Below are 20,003 nucleotides of genomic sequence, written 5' to 3'. Positions count from 1 at the left end.
CCCGCCGCCGGAATCCGGTACCTGCCGCTGCTGCCGGGCGGGCCGGGTGACCGGGGTCGCGGTCACCTGACGATCCTCTACCGGGGACCGCTGGCGAGTTGCGACTACGACTGCCCCTACTGCCCGTTCGCCAAACGGCGCGACAGCCCGGAGCAGCTGAGGCGGGACCGGGCGGCACTGGAACGGTTCACCGCCTGGGTGGCGGGACGGGACCATCCGGTCTCGGTGCTGTTCACCCCGTGGGGCGAGGGCCTCGTCCGGTCGTGGTACCGCCGGGCGATGGTCGAGCTGAGCCACCTGACGCACGTGCGGCGGGTCGCCATCCAGACCAACCTCAGCCACCGGTCCGGCTGGCTGGCCGAGGCCGACCTGGACACGCTCGCCCTCTGGGCGACCTACCACCCCGGCCAGGTCACCCACGAGCGCTTCCTCACCCGCTGCCGCGACCTGGTCGCGCGCGGGGTCCGCTTCAGCGTCGGCGTCGTCGGGCTGCCCGAACACCTCGGCCACGCCCGTCGCATCCGGGCCGACCTGCCCGCGGAGGTCTACGTCTGGGTGAACGCGGCGGAGGGCGCCGTCTACACCGACGACGAGGCCGGAGCCTGGACGGCGATCGACCCGCTCTTCCGGTACAGCCGGACACCGCACCGGAGCGCCGGGCTGCCCTGCCGTACCGGCGACAGCGTGATCTCCGTCGACGGCGACGGCACCGTGCGGCGCTGCCACTTCGTCCCGGCCGTGCTCGGAAACCTCTACGAGGGCACGTTCAGGCCGAGGGCCACGGCGTGCCCGGCGGCGATCTGCGACTGCCACATCGGCTACGTGCACCTGGAGACGACCGGCCTCTACGACGTCTTCGCCGGGGGAGTCCTGGAACGCATCCCCGCCCGCTGAGTCGGGTGACGAGCGGCCGGGCATGACATGGTGTCAGAGACAACGGCGGCGCAGGAGCCGCGCCGCCTCGTCCAGCCGTCTCCGGACGACTCCCGGCAGCCAGGCGAGCGCGAGAACCGCCGCGAACGCCGGAAACCAGGCCAGCCGGTGCAGCAGCCAGACCGGCTCGTCCGGCACGGCCAGCAGGCCGGGAACGTCGCCGAGGCGCAGGGCGGCGACGGCGATCACGGCCGGTGCGGTCTGGTGCCACAGGAAGAGCGTCATCGCCGACAGGTTGGCCAGCGCGACCGCCGCCCACAGCCGGGGACGCCGCATCAGCCGGGCCAGCGGAGCGCGGGCCAGCAGCGCCGCCCCCACCTGGGCGAGCCCGAAGCAGACCGCCGCCAGGGTGGGCGGCGCCAGGTTGGAGACCGCGGCCCCGGTCACCCCCACCATGCTCGCCGGATACCCGAACCCGGCGACCAGCAGCACCGTCCCGGCCGTCCCGCCGGCCAGCAGGCCCACCGCCACCCGGCGCGAGCCGAGCAGGCCGCGCGCCCAGGCGATCCCCAGCGCGTACGGCACCAGCCAGCCGGCCACCAGGTTCGCCCATCCCGGCCAGGCGGGACCGCCGAGCCGGAACCTGGTCAGGTCCACCCCGAGCACCACCGCGAACGCCACGGCGGCCGTGACAGCCGGATGCGGCCGCAGCAGCAGGGGAGTGGCCGCGGTCAGCGCGGCGAAGACGGCCAGGAACCACAGCGGCCCCACCGCCGGGAGCACCATCGACCTGATCAGCCCCACCGGCGCCCCGCGTAGCGCCATCCCCGTCGCGATTCCCGCCCAGATCAGGGCGAGCGGCACCACCGGCCCCAGCAGCCTCCCCATCCTGGCCCGCAGCCACGCCCCCGCTGGAGCGCCTTCCGGCCTGAGGGCCGCCGAGCGGAGGCCGCGCGCCGCCGCGTAGCCGCCGACGAAGAAGAACACCGCCAGGGTCTGGAACACCCAGGACAGCGGTGTCAGCGCCGGCAGGTGGCTGAGCGGGCTGGCCAGGTACACCGCCCCCGCCGGGCCCGGCGCCCACGCGGTCACCAGCCAGTGCCCCAGCACCACACCCAGGATCGCCAGCGCCCGCAGCGCGTCCACCCCCCTGTCCCGGCCCGCCGGGGTGGCCGCCTCGATCCCGGCCGTGAGACTAGCCACCGGACACCTCGCCGCCCCGGCCGAGGGCGATCAGGGTCAGGTTGCGCAGCGACTCGCTGCCCGGTTTGAGATAGTCGCTGTGCCCGGCGGCCTCGGCCCCGAACGGGCGGGCGCCGAAGGCCGGGGCGGCGGGATCGGGGCCGAAGCCGAACGGGCCGATCCGGAGCTTGGGCACCTCGCGCATCCAGTCGAGAGGGCCGCTGCCCACCCAAAGACGGGTACCGCCCAACTCGGCAGCCGAGGAGACGCCCAGTCCAGGGCTGCCGAAGACGGCCGTGTCGGTGACGCCGGAGACGGGTAAGGCCCCGGCGCACACCACCGAGCCGTAGCTGTGGCACAGCAGGCTGACCCGCTTGCCCCCCAGAACTCCGGTGACGTAGCGCCGCAACTCCACCGCGCCCCGCTCGGCGGCCCCGCCGGTCGCCGCGCGAAGGCTGAGCGTCGCCGGGCTGTCGTAGCCGAGCCAGGCGACCACCGCCAGCCTCGCTCCCGGATCCAGCGCCCGGGCCTCGGCCAGCACCGCCCGTGCCCCTCCTCCCGGTGTGCTGTACCGCTTGGCCCTGCCGCCGTCGAAGGTGGCGGCCGTGGTGTCGGCCCCGGGGACGATGACCGCGACGTACTCGGCCGCGGCGAGATCACCGTAGACCCGGACCACCCGGTCGCCCACGGGCGGCGGGACCGTCACGTAGGCGAGCGCCGTGGCGACGGCCACGACGAGCGTACGGCGGAACATGCGAGCCTCCTGTCCGATCTGCGGGATCGAACAGGACGTTAGGAACCGCGGTTCGTCGATCGCGTCACCCCGGGGAGTCGTCTTCGCGATCACTCTCGGGGGTGAGGCGGGTTCACCCGGCGAACGAGGCCGGCGCCACCGGAACCCTCAGACCGGAGACGAGGACCCGGCCAGGAGCGCCGGCCAGAGCGCGGATGTTCCGCGACCGTTCGCTGTCCAGGGCCGTGCCCGGCGGGCGGGGCGAAGGAGGACTCCGGCAGCCTTGAGACGCCGCGGACTCATTCGCCTGGCCGGACCAGGCCCGTCTCGTAGGCGTGCACGATCGCCTGGGCGCGGTCGCGCAGGTTCAGCTTCGCGAGGATCCGGCCCACGTGGGTCTTGACGGTCTGCTCCGACAGGATCAGGTCCGCGGCGATCTCCTGGTTGGACCTGCCCCGCGCGATGAGCGCGAGCACCTCGGTCTCGCGCTCGGTGATGTCGTCCAGGCGCCCGCGCGGGCGGCGCGGGCCGACGCGGGCGAACTCCGCGATCAGCCGCCGGGTCACCGAGGGCGCCAGCAGCGCCTCCCCGGCCGCCAGCACCCGTACCGCCTCGGCGAGCTGCTGCGCCGAGGCGTCCTTGAGCAGGAACCCGCTGGCCCCGGCCCGCAGCGCCTCGTAGACGTAGTCGTCGAGGTCGAACGTGGTCAGGATCAGGATCCTCGGGGTGGGATCGGTGGACTCCATGATCTCCCGCGTCGCCGCGAGCCCGTCCATGACCGGCATCCGCACGTCCATCAGCACGACGTCGGGCCGCAGCTCGGCCGTCCTGGCCACCGCCTCGCGCCCGTCGGCGGCCTCGCCCACGACCTCGATGTCCGGCTGCGAACTCAGGAAGACGGTGAAGCCGGTCCGCACCATGCCCTGGTCGTCGGCTATGAGCACCCGGATCGTCATCGAATCTCCTTGAGCGTGGAGACCCCGGGCTCCGGCCCAGGGGAGAAGGTCAAGCGTCCTCCGTGATCGGAAGTATGGCGGTGACCGCGAAGCCCGTCCCGACCGGCCCGGCCCACAGGCTTCCGCCGAGCATGGACACCCGTTCCCGCATCCCGATCAGGCCGTGCCCCATGTGCCCGCCCTCCCCGGTGGAACGGCGCCCGGCGTCGTTCGTCACCTGGACGTGCAACTCGGCGCCGTAACGGGCGATCCTCATCGAGACGGCCGAACCGGGGGCGTGCCGCATGGCGTTGCTGAGCGACTCCTGGGCGATCCGGTAGGCGGACAGGCTCACCGCCGTGGGCAGCCCCGTCAGGTCACCGCCCAGTTTGAGCGCCACGGTGAGCCCCGCGGAGCGCGCGGTGTCGACGAGTTCCTCCAATCGGCCGAGTCCCGGCTGCGGCGCGATGTCCGCGTGTCCGTCACCCTCTCTCAGCACGCCCAGTACGCGGCGCATCTCGGTCATGGCCGCCAGCGACAGCGCGCGGATCTCCCTGAGTCCTTCCTCCAAACGCTCCGCGTCCCCGGCCGCCCGCAGCGGAACGGCCTCCGCCTGGATGGCGATCACCGACATGTGGTGGGCGACGACGTCGTGCAGTTCCCTGGCGATTCTGGCCCTCTCCTCCAGCACGGCCTGTCCGGCCAGTGCCTGCCGGCTGCGCTGCTCCTCCTGGGCCAGCAGGCCGACGGCCAGCCGCCGGGCACGCACGTTGTGGCCGAACAGGACGGCCGCCGTGACAACGCCGATGACGATGGCCAGCGAGCCGGGGTGGATCACCCAGGCGACGAGGACCGAGACGATCCACACGCCCACGGTGATGTGCCGCTCCGAGCGGACCGCGACCGCGTAGACCACGAGTACGTACATGACCGCGGCAGCCGTGCTGTACGGGGGGTCGGACAACTGCCGTGAGACGACCGTACCCAGGGGAATCAGGAGGATCGCCATCCGCCAGGCGGCCAGCGGCCACCGGCCACGGAACGCGAGCGGCAGGGAGAAGGCCAGGGCCGCGAACGTGAGCTCCCCGCCGAGCGGGAGGTGCGCCCGGATCGCCTCGTCCCTGAGTAGGGAGAGGCCGGCGTCGAACAGCGTGAAGGTCAGCGCCAGGTCGGCCAGCAGGACCAGGTCGATGGTCCGGAACGGCAACAGCCCCAGCGCCCTCGGCATGCGGGGGCGGAGGCGGCGTGACCGGGGGCGGCCCGCAGGGTCGGCCGCCCCGGTCACCAGCGCCTCGACGAGGGGGTGGGCCAGTCGCGTGGCGGTCTCCCGTACCGGCCGCATGTGCCGTGCGAGGGCCTGCCGCGCGGGGGTGGGGGTCACCCGGATCAGCGTAGGCGGCGCGGCCGTGGTCCGCGTCCCACCAGGGAGTGATCTCCCATGTCCCTCCTGCGGGTGGCGGGAATACGGTCGAGGTGTCCGCCAGTGGGCTCAGACCGTGCCCAGGCCGCGCAGCACGAAGCCGGAGACCGTCTCCGCGGCCTCCTCGGGCGTCACCGCGCCGCTGAGCAGCGGGACCCGCTCGGCGCCGATGACGGCGAGGATGAAGCGGGCGGCGACCTCCACATCGGGGGCGTGGAAGTCGCCCGAGGCCACGCCGCTGTCGATGATGCCGGTCAGGATGCGCTGCATCGGCTCGACATGGTCGGCCAGGCGCTGGTAGGCGTCGGGGCCCAGCGCCGCGGACAGGTCGGCGGGGCCGGGATGGGGGTGGGCGAGCAGCCCGTCGAGCTGGAGCCTGACGAAGACCCGCAGCCGCTCGGCGGGCAGGGCCCGCTCGGGCAGCTCCCGCTCGTAGCTGTCGATGAAGTAGTGCGTCACCCGCTCGGTGAAGGCCAGCAGCAGCGCCGCCTTGTCAGGGAAGTAGTTGTACAGCACGGTGCGGGTGATCTCGGCCTCGCTCGCCACGTCGGTCATGGAGATGGCGTCGATGCCCTGCTCTCGGGAGAGACGCGAGACCGCCCGCAGGATGCGGTCCTGTGTCTGGGCGCGGTGCTCGCCGATGGTCGCGGCCGAAATCCGGGGCATGGTCCCATGGTCGCACAGTGCCGTCGCCTGCCGGCAGGTCGTTCCGTGTCCGGCCGCGAGGTCAGCGCTGGGGGCGGGCCGAGCTCATGGCGGCATGCAGGTCCGTGGTGCTGGGTGCCGGGGGGAGCGGAGGGCCGAGGCGGTCGGTGCGACAGGCGCCGAGGATCAGGGCGATCAGCCGCCGCCACGCCTGCGGGGCGGCGCCGCGGGTGGAGCCGAGCACCCCGGCGTTGGCCATCATGATCAGCATCAGGTCCTGGCCGGTGAAGTCGGGGCGCAGCGTCCCGGCGCGGCGGGCCCGCTCGATCACCCGCTCGACCGCCGCCATCGCCCGTGCCCTCGGCGCCTCCAGGGCGGCTCCGGGAAAGCAGACGGTGAACCCCTCGGTCACCCCCTGGTCGGCGGCCTGCATCCCGCAGATGTGTTCGACCAGCTCGGCGAATGCCTCCCAGGGGTCGTCGGTGAGCTCCGCCGCCTCGGCGGCCTCGACGAAATCGGCCATGTGGTCGGCCAGGATCGCCTCGATGAGCGCCTCGCGGTCGGGGAAGCGCCGGTAGAGCGTGGCGATGTTCACCTCGGCCCGGCGGGCGATCTCCTCCAGGGGGACGTCGAGTCCGCGCTCGCGGAACGCGACGCGCGCCGCTGTCATGATCCGCTCCCGGTTGATCTCGGCGTCCCTGCGCAATCCCCGCCGTTTGCACGCGTCCATGAGCCGATTCTATGAAGTGAAGGCTTCCTTGCGGTTATGCTACGGTGGCGGCAAACGAAGGCATGCCTTCACTTATTTTCGGAGTGCCTCATGAACGTTGCCCTCTGGGTCGCGCAGATTCTGCTCGCCGTGATGTTCCTCATCGCGGGTCTCACCAAGGCCACCCAGCCGCGCGAGAACCTGATCGCCAGACTGGGGGGATGGGTGGAGGACTTCTCCGCTGGTCAGATCAAGGGCATCGGCATACTCGAGGTGCTGGCCGGGATCGGGCTGGTCCTGCCCGCTTTCACCGGCATCCTGCCCGTGCTGACCCCCCTCGCCGCCGCCGGCCTGGTGATCACGATGATCGGCGCCATCGTCGTGCACGTCCGGCGCAAGGAGTACTCGGCGCTCGTGATGAACCTGCTGCTCCTCGCGCTGGCCGCCTTCGTGGCCTGGGGCCGCTTCGGGCCGTACGCCTTCTGAGCGCCGCACGTCTTCGAGGGCCTTTGCCGGGACCGTGCGGTTCACCGAGACCGCAGGGCGCCGGACATGTGAACGCTCCGGTACGGAGAGTCCGTGCCGGAGCGTTCACTCGTACCGTGGGGCGACCGGGTTCAGGCGGCGACCTCGGACCGGGCCACCCGGCCGAGCTCGCCCAGGACCTCGGTGTTGAGCTGGTAGGCGAGCCTGGTCTCGCGGATCAGGCGCTGCTTCTCGGCCTCGTCCAGAGGAAGTGCGTCCAGCCGGGCCCGGTACTCGTTCTTGAAGCGGGGCAGGCTGCCGATCCCGTCGAACAGGTAGAAGTCGACGCCGCCGCCCGGCTGGTAGCCGTAGATCTTCTGCAGCTCCATCCGGATGAACTGCCCGCCGGACAGGTCGCCCATGTATCGGGTGTAGTGATGGGCGATGTAGCCGGCCGGCCAGGTGGCCACCTGGTTGATGCGGGCGACCAGGGTCAGGGTCGGCTTGGAGGGCTCGATCCTGGACCGCCAGCCGGACCCGTAGATCGTCTCCAGGTCGCGGACCAGGGCCTCCTCCCGGTAGAGCTCGGGAAAGACGAAGGGGGCCGCGACGGGGTCCTCGGTGAGCGACCGGGAGGCGCCGTCCAGGGCCACGTAGGCGAAGTAGTGCTGGGCGACCATCTCGCCGTACGCCTCGGGGGTGAGGCGGCCCGCCATCAGGGCCTTGAGATAGCTCTCGTCCTCGGCGGATTCGTGGTCGCCCCAGGTGGCGTTCCTGAGGACTTCGGAGAACGGCGGCTCACTCATGATCACTCCGCGGCGAGGAAACTTTTCATGACACAGTGTCACAAAAATCGCGCCACCCCGTCAAGTCGATGACGACACTCTGTCATTAAACCGGCCGCCTTCGCGTCAGGTGCGGGCGGGACGCGCGAAGCGGGGTTCTCGGCCTGGCGTGAGCGGGTGGAGCGCGCCGCAGGGAACCTCGGCTGATGCTCCCGCCGCCAATCTACCCTTAGGTTAGCCTCGGCTAACTTTTGCCGCGTCGTCTAAACCGCGGCCGGTCTCCCGTGGCACCGGTCTGACCTGTCCGATTCGCCGGACGATCTGGTGGTGCGCGCCCGGCTTTCCGGGCGACGTGATATTCCCGCACCGTCCGGAGCGTGCTCCGGGCGTCCCGAGGCCGTGCGGGGGCTTGATGAGCCCTCGGGGTGAGGGGATCGATGACTTCGATTACACGATTACGATCGCTCACAGCGAACAGACTCAATCCCGGGAACATTCTCAGGCTCCCATTAATTGAGTGGGTATAACTCAACCTTTGGAGTTCACATGAGTGAGAGCTTGATCCTCCCGGTCCTGCCGCTCGACGACGAGGTCGTGCTGCCGGGCATGGTGGTCCCGCTTGACCTGTCGGAGACCGAGGTCCGGGCCGCGATCGACGCGGCGCAGGCTCTCGCTGACAACAAGCCCGAAGTCCTTCTCGTTCCCCGGATCGACGGAAGATACGGCTCGGTGGGCGTGCGGGCGATCGTCGAGCAGGTGGGCAGGCTGCCCGGCGGTGAGCCCGCCGCCGTGCTGCGCGGCGTCGACCGGGTCCAGGTGGGCACCGGCACGACCGGTCCGGGCGCGGCCCTGTGGGTGCAGGCCACCCGAATTCCCGTCGTCGCGGCGGACGAGCGCGCCCACGAGCTGGCGAAGGCGTACAAGGCGTTGGCCACCACGATCCTGCAGAAGCGGGGCGCCTGGCAGGTCGTCGACGCGGTCAACCAGATGGACGACCCCTCGATCCTGGCCGACAACTCCGGCTACGCCCCCTGGCTGAGCACCTCGCGTAAGGCGGAGATCCTGGAGACCGCCGACCCGGCGGACCGGTTGGAGAAGCTGGTCGAGTGGTCGCGCGAGCACCTGGCCGAGATCGACGTGGCCGAGACGATCCGCAAGGACGTCCAGGAGGGCATGGAGAAGCAGCAGCGCGAGTTCCTGCTCCGCCAGCAGCTCGCGGCGGTCCGCAAGGAGCTCGCCGAGCTGAACGGCGACACCTCCGCCTCCGAGGAGGAGGACTACCGCTCCCGCGTCGAGGCCGCCGACCTGCCTACGATGGTGCGCCAGGCCGCGCTCAAGGAGGTCGACAAGCTGGAGCGGACCTCCGACCAGTCTCCCGAGACCGGCTGGATCCGCACCTGGCTCGACACCGTCCTCGACATCCCGTGGAACGAGCGGACCGAGGACCTGTACGACATCGCCGCGGCCCGCGCCGTCCTCGACGCCGACCACACCGGTCTCGAGGACGTCAAGGACCGCATCATCGAATACCTCGCCGTCCGCGGGCGCAGGGCGGAGAAGGGGCTCGGCGTGGTCGGCGGGCGCCGCAGCGGCGCCGTGCTCGCGCTGGCCGGCCCTCCCGGGGTCGGCAAGACCTCCCTCGGCGAGTCCGTCGCCCGCGCCATGGGCCGCAAATTCGTCCGCGTCGCCCTCGGCGGGGTCAGGGACGAGGCCGAGATCCGCGGTCACCGGCGCACCTATGTCGGTGCCCAGTCGGGCCGGATCGTCAGGGCCATCCGCGAGGCCGGCTCGATGAACCCGGTCGTGCTGCTCGACGAGGTCGACAAGGTCGGCTCCGACTACCGGGGCGACCCGACCGCGGCGCTGCTCGAGGTGCTCGACCCCGCGCAGAACCACACCTTCCGCGACCACTACCTGGAGGTGGAGCTCGACCTCAGCGACGTGCTCTTCCTGGCGACCGCCAACGTGCTGGAGGCCATCCCCGGCCCGCTGCTGGACCGTATGGAGATCGTGACGCTCGACGGTTACACCGAGGACGAGAAGGTCGCCATCGCCCGGGACCACCTGCTCCCGCGCCAGCTCGACAAGGCCGGCCTCACCGCCGAGGACGTCACCCTCGACGAGGACGCGCTGCGCAGGCTCGCGAGCGAGTACACCAGGGAGGCCGGGGTCCGGTCCCTGGAGCGCTCGATCGCCAGGATCCTGCGCAAGGTGACGGCCAACGTCGCGCTCGGCGAGGGCGAGCTGCCCGTGGCGGTGGGGGACCTGGTCCCCTATCTGGGCCGCCCGCGCAACGTGCCGGAGTCCTCGCTTCCAGAGTCCAGCCAGCGTACGGCGGTGCCCGGGGTGGCGACCGGCCTGGCGGTCACCGGGGCGGGCGGTGACGTGCTCTACGTGGAGGCGTCCCTGGCCGACCCCGAGACCGGAGACACCGGCCTGACCCTGACCGGCCAGCTCGGTGACGTGATGAAGGAGTCGGCCAGGATCGCGCTCTCCTACCTGCGCTCGCGGGGTGCGGAGCTGGAGCTGCCCGTCGGTTCCCTCAAGGACCGCTCGGTGCACGTCCACTTCCCGGCCGGCGCCGTCCCCAAGGACGGCCCGTCCGCGGGCGTCACCCTGATCACGGCCCTGGCCTCGCTGCTGTCGGGCCGTCAGGTCCGCGCCGACGTGGCGATGACCGGTGAGGTCTCCCTCACCGGGCGGGTGCTCCCGATCGGCGGGGTCAAGCAGAAGCTGCTGGCCGCCCACCGGGCGGGCATCACGACGGTGCTGATCCCGGCGCGCAACGAGCCCGACCTGGACGACGTCCCACAGGCCGTCCGCGACGAGCTCACCGTCCACGCGGTGAGCGACGTGCGCGAGGTCCTGGACATCGCGCTCACCCCGGCCAAGGTGGCCGAACACGCCGCCGCCTGAGCGGCGATCCCCACGACGGCCCGCCCTCTCACCCGAGGGGACGGGCCGTCCGGCTGCCCGGTGAACGCCGGATCGGCCAAGCTCCGGCAATCCGAGTGTCACGGGATGGAACAGGCCCTCTGGATATAAATGGATGAATCATCAAGTCAATTGATCGAATGATTCGCTCATGATGATATGGACTTCATGCTGTACGGAACGCCTTCCTTGGAGGCCGTCGACGAAGCGGTCCTCGGCGAGATCGAGGAGATGCGCCGCGACCTGAAGTACCGGCTCGCGGAGTCCCACCGCTGGGACGGTCAGCTCAGACGCCAGCTCCAGGCACGGGCCATCCAGGGGTCCAACTCGATCGAGGGCTACCGGGCCAGCGTCGAGGACATCGAGTCGATCATGGCGGGGGAGGAGCCCCTGGAGACCTCCGGTGCGGTGGCCAGGGAGATCTCCGGCTACCAGCAGGCGCTGACCTACATCCAGGCGCTCTCCCGCGCCCCGGTGTTCGCGTTCGACGCCGGCCTGCTGCACGCGCTCAACTTCATGATGATCGGCCATCACCAGGACAAGACGCCGGGCACGGTGCGACCCGGCGACATCTACGTCCGCAACTCCACCACCGGGGAGGTCGTCTACGAGGGACCGGACGCCGAGCGGGTGCCGGAGCTGATGGCCGAGCTGGTCGCCTGGCTCAACGAGGGCGACCTGAAGGCGCCGAGCTACGTGCGGGCCGCGATGGCCCACTTCAACCTGGTGAGCATCCACCCCTGGCGGGACGGCAACGGTCGTATGTCGCGGGCGCTCCAGACACTGGTGCTCGGCAGGGATCGGATCACCACCCCGGAGTTCTCCTCCATCGAGGAGTGGCTCGGGCAGGCCAGAAACACCTACGACTACTACGACGGTTTGGCCGCGATACAAGACGGTCGCTGGAACCCGCACGAGGACACGCTGCACTGGGTGCGCTTCTGCCTGCGCGCCCACCACCTGCAGGCCCAGCAGGTCCGGCGCAGGCTCGCCGAGGCGGGGGAGGTGTGGATGCTCCTGGAGGAGCAGGTCGACGCCGACGGGCTCAACACCCGCGTCGTCTCGGCGCTCTATGAGGTCTTCGTCAACCGGAGGCTGCGCCGGAGCAGGTACCAGTCGGACGAGTCGCTCAGCCAGGGGCAGGCGGTCAGGGATCTGCGCGACCTGGCGGCCAAGGGCTGGCTCGCCCCGTACGGGGAGACCAAGGGCCGCTTCTACGCGCCCGGGGAGAGGATGCGGGCGATCAGGGAGGACTTCGCCCGGCGGATCGTCCCGCTGCGGGATCCGTACCGACACGACGGCTCCCGGGCGGAGAGACGCCGGTCGATTCCGGCGTGCGAACGAGGGGGGAGCGGGCCGCTGGAGGACTCCGGGCACGGGTGTTCGTAAGAGCCGATCGGTTTAACATAACATGTCGGGAATGACGGTAAATAAGGGTTGCGTTGGGCCGGGGGCGTACCGGGGCCGGAGACCATGATCTGCCCGATGGATCATCTCCTCCCGCGCCGTCCGGGCCGCCTGCCCTCCTTCCGGGATGCCCGTCGGCTCCCTCCCCGGAAGCCTGCCGAGATCCGTTCCATGTTGAGGTACAGCAGTGATTGACGTGTCGGACCTGCGGAAGGTCTATCGAGATCGAGGGCGCGAGGTGGTCGCCGTCGACGGCGTGGACCTCCACGTCCGCGAGGGTGAGATATACGGCGTGCTCGGGCAGAGCGGCGCCGGCAAGAGCACTCTGCTGCGCTGCGTGAACCTCCTGGAGCGGCCCACCTCCGGCACCGTCTCGGTGGCGGGCCAGGAACTGACGAGCCTGGCCGAGCGGGACCTGCGCAAGGCGAGGCAGCGGATCGGGATGATCCACCAGCATTTCGCGCTGCTCTCCTCCCGCACCGTCGCGGGCAACGTCGCCTTCCCGCTTGAGGTCATGGGGACGGCCAAGGCCGAGCGCGCCAGGCGGACCGCCGAGTTGCTGGAGCTGGTCGGGCTGGCCGACAAGGCCGGGGCGTACCCCGCGCAGCTGTCGGGAGGGCAGAAGCAGCGGGTCGGCATCGCCCGCGCGCTGGCCGGCAGCCCCCCGGTCCTGCTGTCCGACGAGGCCACCTCGGCACTCGACCCGGGCACCACGCAGTCGATTCTTGCCCTGCTCAAGAGCCTCAACCGCGAGCTCGGCCTGACCATCCTGCTGATCACCCACGAGATGCACGTCGTCAAGTCGATCTGCGACTCGGTCGCGGTCATGCGCGACGGCCTGGTCGAGGAGTCCGGGACCATCCCCGAGCTGATCTCCAGGCCCGGCTCCCGGCTCGCCGCGGAGCTGTTCCCCCTCCCCGAGCCGGAGCCGGGCAATGTCACGATCACCTTCACCGGTCAGGCCGGTGAGCCGGTGGTGTCACAGGTGGTCCGCAAGTTCGACGTGGACGTCAACATCCTCGGCGGGGCCCTGGAGGAGGTGGCGGGCGTCTCGACCGGACGGCTGCGCCTGCTCGTCACCGGTGACGAGCGCGCCGCCGCGCTCAGCTACCTGGCCGAACGCGGCCTGCTGGTCGAGGAGGCCTGATGACCTGGGACGAGATGTTCCCGATGCTGCTGGAGTCGACGGGCCAGACCGTCGAGATGGTGCTGTGGTCGACACTGTTCACGGTGCTGCTCGGGCTCCCGCTCGGAGTGGCGCTGGTCGCCACCGACCGGGGCGGGCTGTTCCCCTCCGCGGTGCTCAACCGGGTGCTGGGGCTGGTCGTCAACCTCGGCCGCTCGCTGCCCTTCATCATCCTGATGATCGCGGTGATCCCGCTCACCAGGCTGATCGTCGGCACGACCATCGGCACCATCGCCGCGGTGGTCCCGCTGACGCTCGGCGCGGCGCCGTTCTTCGCCCGCCTGGTGGAGACCGCGCTGCGCGAGGTCGGCAGGGACAAGGTGCAGGCGGCGCAGGCCATGGGAGCCGGCCGCGCGACCATCGTCGGCAAGGTGCTGCTGCCCGAGGCGATGCCCGGCCTGATCGCGGGGCTCACGGTGACCGTGGTCGCGCTGATCTCGTACTCGGCGATGGCCGGGGCGATCGGCGGGGGCGGGCTCGGAGACCTGGCCATCCGCTACGGTTACCAGCGCTTCGAGACCACCCTCATGATCGTCACCGTTGTCGTGCTGGTCGCCGTCGTGCAGCTGGTGCAGAGCCTGGGCGACACCGTCGCCCGCCGTCTCGCGCGCGACTGACCGGCCGGGCCGACGGCCTTCCGCCGCGCGGCCACGCCGGGGTGAGCCGGGGAGTGGGAGCGCTTCCACGGCCACGAAAGACCGTCGTCCACCGGGCCGCGACCTCGTCCGCGAGGTCGCGGCCCTGCTGTGTTCGGGTACTTCTCACCAAACCTGAAGCAGAGTAATGTTCTGCCCCATGCACCCGGGAGCCATCGCAGCAGTTTCGCCGGACAAGCCCGCCGTGATCATGGCGGGCTCCGGGAGGGTCGTCACCTACCGAGAGCTGGACGAGGAGTCCAACCGCCTCGCCCAGCTCTTCCGCGCAGCCGGCCTGCGGCCGGGTGATCACATCGCCTTCATGCTGGAGAACCATCCGCTGTTCCTGGTGGTCGCCTGGGCCGCGCACCGCTCGGGCCTGTACTACACGGCCATCAGCTCGCGCCTGAAGACCGACGAGCTCGCCTACATCGTCGACAACTGCGGTGCCCGGGTCTTCATCTCCTCGGCCGCCCTCGCGGACGTGGCGGTCTCCATCACCGATCTCACGCCCGGGGTCGGGCTCAGGCTCATGCTGGACGGTGTCGCCCCTGGCTTCGAGTCCTACGAGAAGGCCGTCGCGGCCCACCCCGCCACGCCCGTCGAGGACGAGTGCCAGGGGATGGACATGCTCTACTCCTCGGGCACCACCGGGCGGCCCAAAGGTGTCAAGCCCCTGCTCTCCAAGGCGCCGCTGGATCAGCCGGGGCCGCTGCTGCAGCTCATCCAGTTCCTGTTCGCCCCCTCGGCCGACAGCGTCTACCTCTCCCCGGCTCCGCTCTACCACGCCGCCCCGCTGCGCTACTGCCTGAGCTTCCAGCGGATGGGCGCCACGATCGTCGTCATGGAGAGGTTCGACCCGGAGCAGGCGCTCGCGCTCATCGAGAAGTACTCCGTCACCCATTCGCAATGGGTGCCGACCATGTTCATCAAGATGCTCAAGCTGCCCGAGGAGACCCGCGCGCGCTACGACCTGTCGTCGCTGGCCTGCGCGATCCACGCCGCCGCCCCCTGCCCCGTCCCGGTCAAGGAACGGATGATCGACTGGTGGGGGCCGATCATCCACGAGTACTACGCGGGCACCGAGGGCAACGGCTTCCTGTACGTCGGCTCGCAGGACTGGCTGGCACACAAGGGGACGGTCGGCCGCCCGCTGCTCGGCGTCACCCACATCTGCGACGAGGAGGGCAACGAGCTGCCGCCGCGCGAGCACGGCACCGTCTACTTCTCGGACGGCCCCCAGTTCGTCTACCACGGTGACGAGGCCAAGACGGAGGCGTCCCGCGACCCGCTGGGACGGGGCTGGACCACCCTCGGCGACATCGGCTACCTCGACGAGGAAGGTTTCCTCTACCTCACCGACCGCCGCTCCTACATGATCATTTCTGGCGGGGTCAACATCTATCCGCAGGAGGCCGAGAACGTCCTGTCCGTCCATCCCATGGTGGCGGACGTGGCGGTCTTCGGCGTTCCGGACGAGGAGATGGGCGAGCAGGTCAAGGCGGTCGTCCAGCCGGCCTCCCTGGATCTGGCGGGCCCGGAGCTGGAAGCCGAGCTGATCGAGTACTGCCGTTCCCAGCTGGCGCCCTACAAGTGTCCCAAGTCCGTCGACTTCCGCGAGGAACTGCCCAGGCACCCCACCGGGAAGCTCTACAAGCGTCTCCTGCGCGACGAGTACTGGCCCGCCGGCTCCTGACGCCCGGCCGCGGCGGCGACATCGTCGTCGCCGCGCTCACCGGCCCGGCGGGGGAGAAGCGCGCGAGGTCGACCCGAAATGACGGGCCGGTGATCTCGGGTGGTCGCGACCCCCGCTGAGCACGGCTGATAAAGCCGTTGTCAGTAGATCCCGATCACCAGGATCAACCTCTTAAGCTGCGCTTACACGCCGTCGGGCATCGTTTGTGTCAACCGGTGAGCACCGGCTTCCACCCCGTCGAACCGGGGGGATGTTGGACGTGGGGGAAGACATGGACCCGAACAGGAACGAGCAGCAGGACACACCGACCGAGGCGACCCCCGGGAACGACGGCTGGACCCAGTTCGGCAAGGTGCCGCCGCGCGCCGGCGCCTATCGTGCCGGTGAGGAGACCGGACCGCAGCCGACGCTGATCCACCCGGTGCCGGAGCAACTCGCCGCGGAGGCTCCGGAGAAGGCCGGGGGACCGGCGGTGGTCCCCGCTCAGCGCGGCAGGCTCACCGCCGGGCAGAAGATCGGCGCCGGTCTCGCGCTGGCGGCCATGGCCGTCGGGGGTGGGGTCGCGGGGGCCTTCGTCGCGACGAGCCTCAACGGTTCCGCCACCGTGGCCTCGTCATCCAGCCCGATCGTCAGCCCGGTCGGCAACGTGACGACGGTCGCCGACATCGCCCAGGTGGTCCAGCCCTCCGTGGTGTCCATCGAGATCAGGACCGCCGCGGGCGGGGGCGAGGGGTCCGGGGTGGTGCTGTCGGCCGACGGCCTGATCCTGACCAACAACCACGTGGTGGCGGCCGGTGGCCAGGGGGGCCAGGACAGCCAGGTGACCGTCAAGTTCAGCGACGGCAGGACCGCCACCGCCAAGATCATCGGCACCGACCCGGCCACCGACCTCGCGGTCATCAAGGCGGAGGGCGTCTCCGACCTCACCAAGGCCTCGATCGGCGACAGCGACCGGCTCAAGGTGGGCGACTCCGTGCTCGCCATCGGCAGCCCGCTCGGCCTGTCGGGGTCGGTCACCGCCGGGATCGTCAGCGCGCTGAACCGCACGCTCACCGTCGGCGGAGACCAGGGACAGGGGCAGCTCCCGCCCGGCTGGGGCAGGCCGCAGCAGAGCGCCCAGAGCCCCACCACCATCGGTGGCGCCATCCAGACCGACGCGGCGATCAACCCCGGCAACTCGGGCGGCGCGCTGGTCAACGCCGCCGGCCAGGTGGTGGGTATCAACACCGCCATCGCCACCAACGGCGGGGAGGGCAGCATCGGTGTCGGCTTCGCCATTCCCATCAACACCGCCAACCACGTCGCCGAGCAGCTCATCAAGAGCGGCAAGGTCTCCCACGCCCTCTTGGGCGTGAGCGTGACCGACGCCACCGGGGACGCGGGCGGCGCCCTGGTCGGCCAGGTCACCGAGGGCAGCCCCGCGGCCAAGGCGGGCATCAGGCAGGGCGACCTGATCACCAAGATCAACGACACGCCCGTGGACGGGGCGGCCACCGTGGTCGGGGCCGTCCGCGGCTTCAAGCCCGGCCAGCAGGTGACCGTCGCCTACGTCAGGGACGGGCAGCCCCAGACCGTCACGGTGACCCTCGCCGAGAAGACCGGCGAGTAGGGTCTCTCGACGGATGTGCCGCCGGAGCGCCACCGCTCCGGCGGCACATCCGGCTTCGCGGTCCGCCGAGCCGGGTCCACCGTTTCCGGGGCGTCGGCGGACGCGCCCCGCGACGGCCGGGGGCGGGCGCTCCCGCGAGGCGATTGGAGAACGACACAACGGATCGGGTCCGGTTCGTCGTGGAGACCGAAGAAGCGTCGCCCGGGTGGGCCTAACGTTCGGACATGCCTCGCCTCTCCCTCAGCGATCTGTATCACCTCGCGATACCGGCGGATCCCCGGCTGCACCCCGGAGGAGGCGCCGTGGCCTACGTGATCACCATCGCCGATCGGGAATCCGACGAGAACCGGTCCGAACTCTGGCTGGCCGCACCCGGTGTCGAGCCGCGCCGTCTGACGGGTGGCCCCCGCGACTCCTCCCCACGCTGGTCGCCGGACGGGAGCTCGCCGGCCTTCCTCCGCCCGGTGGAGGGAAGACCGCAGCTTCACCTGCTGCCGATGGACGGCGGAGAGCCCCGCGTCCTCACCACCGCGGGCCCGGGGCGGGCCCGGCGGCCTGGTCCCCCGACGGCACCAGGATCGCCTACGGCGCGCCCTGCGGCGACCCCGACCGGAACGCCCCGGTCGTGACCGACAGCCTGGGGTACAAGGCCGCCATCCCCGGCGGGTGCGTCAGCGACCTGGTCAGCATGGCCGGCACCTCCGACGCGGGACACCTCCTGAAGACGTACGAGTGCCGCGGCGACCTCGCGGCCCAGTCCCCGATGAGCCACGTGGCCCAGGTGACCACGCCCATCCTGATCCTGCACGGCGAGGACGACGACCGATGCCCCGTCGGCCAGGCCGAGCAGTGGTTCGCCGCGCTGCGTGAGCGGAACGTGCCGGTACGGCTGGTTCGCTATCCGGGCGGCTCTCACCTTTTCCTCCTCAACGGCCGTCCGCCCCACCGGGTGGACTACAACGAAAGGATCGTCCAATGGCTGGAGCAGTGGATCCCGGTCGCTGGCACGCCCGTCTCGCCGAGCTGACCACCGAATACGAGGTTCCCGGCGCGGGCCTGGCCTTCCTGCACGAGGGGGAGGTGCACGAGTTCGCCGCGGGTGTGCTCAACGTGGAGACCGGGGTGGAGACGACCACCGACTCGCTCTTCCAGATCGGCTCGGTCACCAAGGTCTGGACCGCCACCCAGATCATGCTCCTCGTCGAGCGGGGCGAGCTGACGCTGGACACCCCGGTCGCCGAGGTCCTGCCGGAGTTCCGGGTGGCCGATCCGGAGGTGACCAAGGCCGTCACCGTCAGGCACCTGCTCTCGCACACCTCCGGCATCGACGGGGACCTGTTTCTCGACACCGGCCGTGGTGACGACTGCATCGAGAGGTACGTCGAGGCCTGCGCGGGCCTCGCGCAGAACCATCCCCTCGGTGTCACCCAGTCGTACTGCAACTCGGGCTTCATCGTCGCCGGGCGTATCGTCGAGCGCCTCGCCGGCAAGGGATGGGACACCGCGCTGCGCGAGCAGATCGTCGAGCCGCTCGGCCTGACCCACACCTGGACCCTGCCGGAGGACGTGCTGCGTTTCCGCGGCGCCATGGGGCACCTCGACGGGGCCCCCGCCCCCGCCTGGGGCCTGATGCGCTCCTGCGGCCCGGCGGGGCTGATCTGCGCACGTCCCGCCGACGTCGTCGCCTTCGCCCGCGCCCATCTGGGCACCGGGCTGCTCGCCGACCCCCGGGCGATGTGGGAGCCGCAGGTGGACATCCCCAACCCGCACACCCTCGGGAAGCAGTGGGGACTGGGCTGGATCCTGGACGAGTGGCAGGGGCGCCGGATCATCTCCCATGGCGGCAACACCATCGGTCAGGCGGCCATGCTCTGGGTGGTCCCCGACACCGAGACGGTGGTGTGCGTGCTGGCCAACGGCGGCCACACCGCCGCGTTCCAGCACGCCCTGGCCACCGAGCTCTTCGGCGAGCTGATCGGCCTGGCCGTGCCGCCCGTGCTGGGACCCCCGGCCGAGCCGTTCGAGACCGACGTCGAGCGGTACGCCGGCGTGTACGAGCGGGCGGGCAGCCGGATGACGCTGACGGTCCGCGACGGCGGGCTCTCGCTGTACGGCGAGGCCACCGGAGCCCTCGCCGGGCTGCAGCCGCCCATGGAGTTCGATCTGGTGCCGGTGGACGACGTCACCTTCGTCGGCCGCCCGGAAGGAGAGCCGCAGTGGTCGTCGGCCGTGTTCTACGAACTCGCCGACGGCTCGCGGTACATCCACCTGGGCGTGCGCGCCACCCCCAGGGTCGCTTGAGGAGCCGGCGTGCTCGGGAACCTGCGGCAGCGTTTCGACGAGGCGGCGCGGCGGCACGGTTTCGTGGTCGGGGGCGGCCGCGCCTCCCATATCCACAACGGCAGGGTGCTGTCCCGTGTGCGAGGGGTTCGACGTCCGCGGTCTTCCCGCGTCTCCGGCTGCCCAGGCCGGCGGGGTGATCGGCCGGGCGGCCCGTATGGCTATCGATGATCTAAGAGAATAATGTCGCTTTATGTCCGTTATCGTGAGCGGATGACCAATCGGCCACGGGCAAGCCTGCAACGGATCCTGGAGGATCTGGGCAGCACCGTGCTGGACGTGGCCGCCCCCGGGGAGCTCGACGCCGAGGTCACGGGCGTGCACATCTACCGAACTGTGGGCCAGTGCTCCGGCGTTCACGCCGGGGTGAAGGCCCACGCGGGAGTGCCCGCCAGGGCGCGAGCGTGCCCTGGCCTTCCGCGCCCGTGAGCAGGCCGGCTCACACGGGT

The 20,003-nt window shown here is 71.0% G+C and carries 18 protein-coding genes; 11 read left to right on the top strand and 7 right to left on the bottom strand.

Annotated features, from left to right (window positions below; all coding sequences use genetic code 11):
• Positions 1-12: 12 nt before the first annotated feature.
• Positions 13-894, top strand: a complete 882-nt coding sequence (locus AB0J58_RS38345) for an STM4011 family radical SAM protein (RefSeq protein WP_364225121.1) — start codon at positions 13-15, stop codon at positions 892-894.
• Positions 895-927: 33 nt separating this feature from the next.
• On the opposite strand, the gene AB0J58_RS38340 is transcribed toward AB0J58_RS38345, so the two are convergent.
• The 6 genes from AB0J58_RS38340 to AB0J58_RS38315 all read right to left on the bottom strand — a co-directional run bounded on the left by AB0J58_RS38340 (position 928) and on the right by AB0J58_RS38315 (position 6,518).
• Positions 928-2,076: an acyltransferase gene (locus AB0J58_RS38340; RefSeq protein WP_364225105.1), complete on the bottom strand. Its 1,149-nt coding sequence runs from the start codon at positions 2,074-2,076 to the stop codon at positions 928-930.
• Positions 2,069-2,809, bottom strand: a complete 741-nt coding sequence (locus AB0J58_RS38335; protein WP_364225103.1) for an alpha/beta hydrolase — start codon at positions 2,807-2,809, stop codon at positions 2,069-2,071. The genes AB0J58_RS38340 and AB0J58_RS38335 overlap by 8 nt, the downstream gene beginning before the upstream one ends.
• 278 nt (positions 2,810-3,087) lie before the next feature.
• Positions 3,088-3,744, bottom strand: a complete 657-nt coding sequence (locus AB0J58_RS38330) for a response regulator transcription factor (protein ID WP_364225101.1) — start codon at positions 3,742-3,744, stop codon at positions 3,088-3,090.
• Positions 3,745-3,793: 49 nt separating this feature from the next.
• Positions 3,794-5,104, bottom strand: a complete 1,311-nt coding sequence (locus AB0J58_RS38325; protein WP_364225099.1) for a histidine kinase — start codon at positions 5,102-5,104, stop codon at positions 3,794-3,796.
• Positions 5,105-5,212: 108 nt separating this feature from the next.
• Positions 5,213-5,809, bottom strand: coding sequence for a TetR/AcrR family transcriptional regulator (locus AB0J58_RS38320; protein ID WP_343966601.1), 597 nt, complete (start codon positions 5,807-5,809; stop codon positions 5,213-5,215).
• Between the two features lie 61 nt (positions 5,810-5,870).
• Entirely contained in the window at positions 5,871-6,518 is a 648-nt protein-coding gene (locus tag AB0J58_RS38315) for a helix-turn-helix domain-containing protein (RefSeq protein WP_364225097.1), read from the bottom strand.
• 90 nt (positions 6,519-6,608) lie between these two features.
• On the opposite strand from AB0J58_RS38315, the gene AB0J58_RS38310 reads away from it, so the two are divergent.
• A complete protein-coding gene (locus AB0J58_RS38310) occupies positions 6,609-6,983 on the top strand; it encodes a DoxX family protein (RefSeq protein ID WP_364225095.1) in 375 nt (124 codons plus the stop codon).
• 131 nt (positions 6,984-7,114) lie between these two features.
• Here AB0J58_RS38310 and AB0J58_RS38305 read toward each other — a convergent pair whose 3' ends face one another.
• Positions 7,115-7,768 carry a biliverdin-producing heme oxygenase gene (locus AB0J58_RS38305; RefSeq protein ID WP_364225093.1) on the bottom strand — a complete coding sequence of 218 codons (654 nt, stop codon included), beginning with the start codon at positions 7,766-7,768 and terminating at the stop codon, positions 7,115-7,117.
• A gap of 525 nt (positions 7,769-8,293) precedes the next feature.
• Between AB0J58_RS38305 and lon the strand changes: the two genes are divergently transcribed.
• The 9 genes from lon (at position 8,294) to AB0J58_RS38260 (ending at position 19,983) form a co-directional block, all read left to right on the top strand.
• Positions 8,294-10,663: an endopeptidase La gene (gene lon, locus AB0J58_RS38300; protein ID WP_364225091.1), complete on the top strand. Its 2,370-nt coding sequence runs from the start codon at positions 8,294-8,296 to the stop codon at positions 10,661-10,663.
• Positions 10,664-10,840: 177 nt separating this feature from the next.
• The gene (locus AB0J58_RS38295) at positions 10,841-12,070 is read left to right on the top strand and encodes a Fic family protein (RefSeq protein WP_364225089.1); all 1,230 of its coding nucleotides are present in this window, start codon (positions 10,841-10,843) and stop codon (positions 12,068-12,070) included.
• 205 nt (positions 12,071-12,275) lie between these two features.
• Positions 12,276-13,235: an ATP-binding cassette domain-containing protein gene (locus tag AB0J58_RS38290; RefSeq protein WP_364225087.1), complete on the top strand. Its 960-nt coding sequence runs from the start codon at positions 12,276-12,278 to the stop codon at positions 13,233-13,235.
• On the top strand, positions 13,235-13,891 hold the full coding sequence (locus AB0J58_RS38285; RefSeq protein ID WP_364225085.1) for a methionine ABC transporter permease: 657 nt from the start codon (positions 13,235-13,237) through the stop codon (positions 13,889-13,891). Before AB0J58_RS38290 ends, AB0J58_RS38285 begins: the two co-directional genes overlap by 1 nt.
• A 178-nt stretch (positions 13,892-14,069) precedes the next feature.
• Entirely contained in the window at positions 14,070-15,605 is a 1,536-nt protein-coding gene (locus AB0J58_RS38280; protein ID WP_364225083.1) for an acyl-CoA synthetase, read from the top strand.
• 259 nt (positions 15,606-15,864) lie between these two features.
• Positions 15,865-17,214, top strand: coding sequence for a trypsin-like peptidase domain-containing protein (locus tag AB0J58_RS38275; protein WP_364147656.1), 1,350 nt, complete (start codon positions 15,865-15,867; stop codon positions 17,212-17,214).
• A 625-nt stretch (positions 17,215-17,839) separates the two neighbouring features.
• Positions 17,840-18,241, top strand: coding sequence for a prolyl oligopeptidase family serine peptidase (locus tag AB0J58_RS38270; protein ID WP_364225081.1), 402 nt, complete (start codon positions 17,840-17,842; stop codon positions 18,239-18,241).
• Entirely contained in the window at positions 18,190-19,515 is a 1,326-nt protein-coding gene (locus AB0J58_RS38265) for a serine hydrolase domain-containing protein (RefSeq protein ID WP_364225079.1), read from the top strand. Before AB0J58_RS38270 ends, AB0J58_RS38265 begins: the two co-directional genes overlap by 52 nt.
• 252 nt (positions 19,516-19,767) lie before the next feature.
• The gene (locus AB0J58_RS38260; protein ID WP_364225077.1) at positions 19,768-19,983 is read left to right on the top strand and encodes a hypothetical protein; all 216 of its coding nucleotides are present in this window, start codon (positions 19,768-19,770) and stop codon (positions 19,981-19,983) included.
• The last annotated feature ends 20 nt before the right edge of the window (positions 19,984-20,003 follow it).

The organism is Streptosporangium sp. NPDC049644, from assembly GCF_040675205.1.
In the GTDB taxonomy this organism is placed as follows: domain Bacteria; phylum Actinomycetota; class Actinomycetes; order Streptosporangiales; family Streptosporangiaceae; genus Streptosporangium; species Streptosporangium fukuiense.
Note: the sequence above shows the minus strand (reverse complement) of the source record. Positions and strands in the feature narration are given on the sequence as shown.

What these genes read in the sequence shown, in the direction of transcription:
- AB0J58_RS38335 (WP_364225103.1), bottom strand. Translation starts at nt 2,809, where the DNA reads ATGTTCCGCCGTACGCTCGTCGTGGCCGTCGCCACGGCGCTCGCCTAC.
- AB0J58_RS38330 (WP_364225101.1), bottom strand. Translation starts at nt 3,744, where the DNA reads ATGACGATCCGGGTGCTCATAGCCGACGACCAGGGCATGGTGCGGACC.
- AB0J58_RS38320 (WP_343966601.1), bottom strand. Translation starts at nt 5,809, where the DNA reads ATGCCCCGGATTTCGGCCGCGACCATCGGCGAGCACCGCGCCCAGACA.
- AB0J58_RS38315 (WP_364225097.1), bottom strand. Translation starts at nt 6,518, where the DNA reads ATGGACGCGTGCAAACGGCGGGGATTGCGCAGGGACGCCGAGATCAAC.
- AB0J58_RS38310 (WP_364225095.1), top strand. Translation starts at nt 6,609, where the DNA reads ATGAACGTTGCCCTCTGGGTCGCGCAGATTCTGCTCGCCGTGATGTTC.
- AB0J58_RS38305 (WP_364225093.1), bottom strand. Translation starts at nt 7,768, where the DNA reads ATGAGTGAGCCGCCGTTCTCCGAAGTCCTCAGGAACGCCACCTGGGGC.
- lon (WP_364225091.1), top strand. Translation starts at nt 8,294, where the DNA reads ATGAGTGAGAGCTTGATCCTCCCGGTCCTGCCGCTCGACGACGAGGTC.
- AB0J58_RS38295 (WP_364225089.1), top strand. Translation starts at nt 10,841, where the DNA reads ATGGACTTCATGCTGTACGGAACGCCTTCCTTGGAGGCCGTCGACGAA.
- AB0J58_RS38285 (WP_364225085.1), top strand. Translation starts at nt 13,235, where the DNA reads ATGACCTGGGACGAGATGTTCCCGATGCTGCTGGAGTCGACGGGCCAG.
- AB0J58_RS38280 (WP_364225083.1), top strand. Translation starts at nt 14,070, where the DNA reads ATGCACCCGGGAGCCATCGCAGCAGTTTCGCCGGACAAGCCCGCCGTG.
- AB0J58_RS38265 (WP_364225079.1), top strand. Translation starts at nt 18,190, where the DNA reads ATGGCTGGAGCAGTGGATCCCGGTCGCTGGCACGCCCGTCTCGCCGAG.
- AB0J58_RS38260 (WP_364225077.1), top strand. Translation starts at nt 19,768, where the DNA reads ATGACCAATCGGCCACGGGCAAGCCTGCAACGGATCCTGGAGGATCTG.